3 protein-coding genes are annotated in these 1,588 nt (G+C 54.7%); all 3 read right to left on the bottom strand.

Going from position 1 to position 1,588, the window contains the following annotated elements; genetic code table 11:
- The coding region (locus RTY00_RS24610) for a YbaK/EbsC family protein (RefSeq protein ID WP_312666727.1) at nt 1-330 on the bottom strand (330 nt) is incomplete at its 3' end.
- A 95-nt stretch (nt 331-425) separates the two neighbouring features.
- Nucleotides 426-1,220, bottom strand: coding sequence for a siderophore-iron reductase FhuF (gene fhuF / locus RTY00_RS24605; protein ID WP_312666726.1), 795 nt, complete (start codon nt 1,218-1,220; stop codon nt 426-428).
- A 134-nt stretch (nt 1,221-1,354) separates the two neighbouring features.
- Nucleotides 1,355-1,588 (bottom strand): diguanylate cyclase domain-containing protein (locus RTY00_RS24600; protein WP_312666725.1); only part of this gene is annotated, 234 nt, incomplete at its 5' end.

Here is a 1,588-nt window from a genome sequence, read left to right as displayed (position 1 = left end):
ATAAATGGTCAGCGGATTTTCCAGCCCGAACGGGCAAACGCCGCCGACCGGATGTCCGGTCCAGTTCACCACTTCATCCACGCTTAACATGCGCGCCTTGGCGCCGAGCGCAGCTTTCAGCTTGCGGTTGTCGAGACGCGCATCGCCGCGCGTGACGATCAGCACGATGGCATCCTTCACTTTCAGCGACAGGGTTTTGGCGATTTGCCCAGGCTGAACGCCATGAACGCGTGCGGCCAGCTCAACGGTGGCGGTGCTTTCCGGCATCTCGATGATGTCGATATCCGGTGCATGTTCGGCAAAGAAGTGCCGTACCGACTCCAGGCTCATTGTTATCTCCGGTAAAAACAGAGCCAAAAAAATGCCACAAGCCTGGAAAAGTGTAAACGGGAGAAAAGGAGAATCTGTAACAGAATGCGCGGGTGCTACACCGCTTTTAACGTGCAGTTACCACAACGTTCTACATCGGGGATGCGATAGCGCTGGCAGCAGCTGCGTCGCTCCATTTCGCCATTGCGCGGGATCATGGTGCGATACAGCGGGTTATCGCTGCCATCGAGCAGGGATTTGCTAAAAAACAGCGCCTGTTCCAGCTGCAAAATCGTCTCTTCCGGCAACTGGTTTTTCAGCTCACCAAGGAACCAGTAAAACGAAAAGCCCATGTTGTTCCAGATGAGCTTCGCATTGATATCACCGTGCTGCGTCATGCCGTTAACCGCCGGAATCAGGCATTGCTGAATCAGGCGATCGATACGCTGCTGGGCATTGAGGTAGCGCGCATCGTCATCTTCCTGCACATCCAGCCAGAAAGCGCACGGATGACCGTTTTCGTGGAACTCAACGTGAATCAGATGCGGCGAGCAGTTTAGCGCACGCGGTTCCTGCAATAACGCCATCATCAGCGGTGGCAGCAGCAGACCAAAATACCATTGCGCCCACAGTGACTGCAGCGGCTTAGCTTCCTGTTGCACATCGGGGTGATCGCGATAGAGATAGTCGCTGTAGCGCTGCGTCAGGCGGCGATAGTGAAGCGGATTGGACCACTCGGCCAGCGTTAACGTCCCGGCGGGTGCCGGTTGGCCGAGCTTGAGGTTGTCCAGCATGTAGCTTCGTTGATCGCGCATCAGATCTTCCAGTGCGCTCGCTAAGCTGCGATCGCTCTGCATAAAGATCAACGGATGTTCGCTAAAGCGATGATCCTGACGCGTGATGATAGCCATGCCGGTCCTGAGTGATAACGGGAATCGAGAGACAAATGATAATCGTTCCCGCCACTTTGAACAACATTTCTGCACATGCGGCAAAGCTTGACGAGGTCTGGGTAGGGGCGCCATTCATGGCGACCAGCAAAACCTTACGCCAGGTTGTCACTCGCCTGCGTCAATTTCGGCAAATCTTCCCACGCTAAAATGGTGTTACGTCCCTGATTTTTCGCCACATACAGCGCGCGGTCGGCATTGGCCACCGCCTGATCAAAATCTTCGTCAAAAATCGGCGCGATTCCCGCGCTAATGGTGACGTGTGTCGACACTTTCTCATTAAAGCGATGCGGAATTTCCAAATCCACAACGTACTGACGAATGCGCTC

It is taken from the genome of Pantoea sp. CTOTU49201, from assembly GCF_032054795.1.
Classification (GTDB): Bacteria; Pseudomonadota; Gammaproteobacteria; order Enterobacterales; family Enterobacteriaceae; genus Pantoea; species Pantoea symbiotica.
Note: the sequence above shows the minus strand (reverse complement) of the source record. Positions and strands in the feature narration are given on the sequence as shown.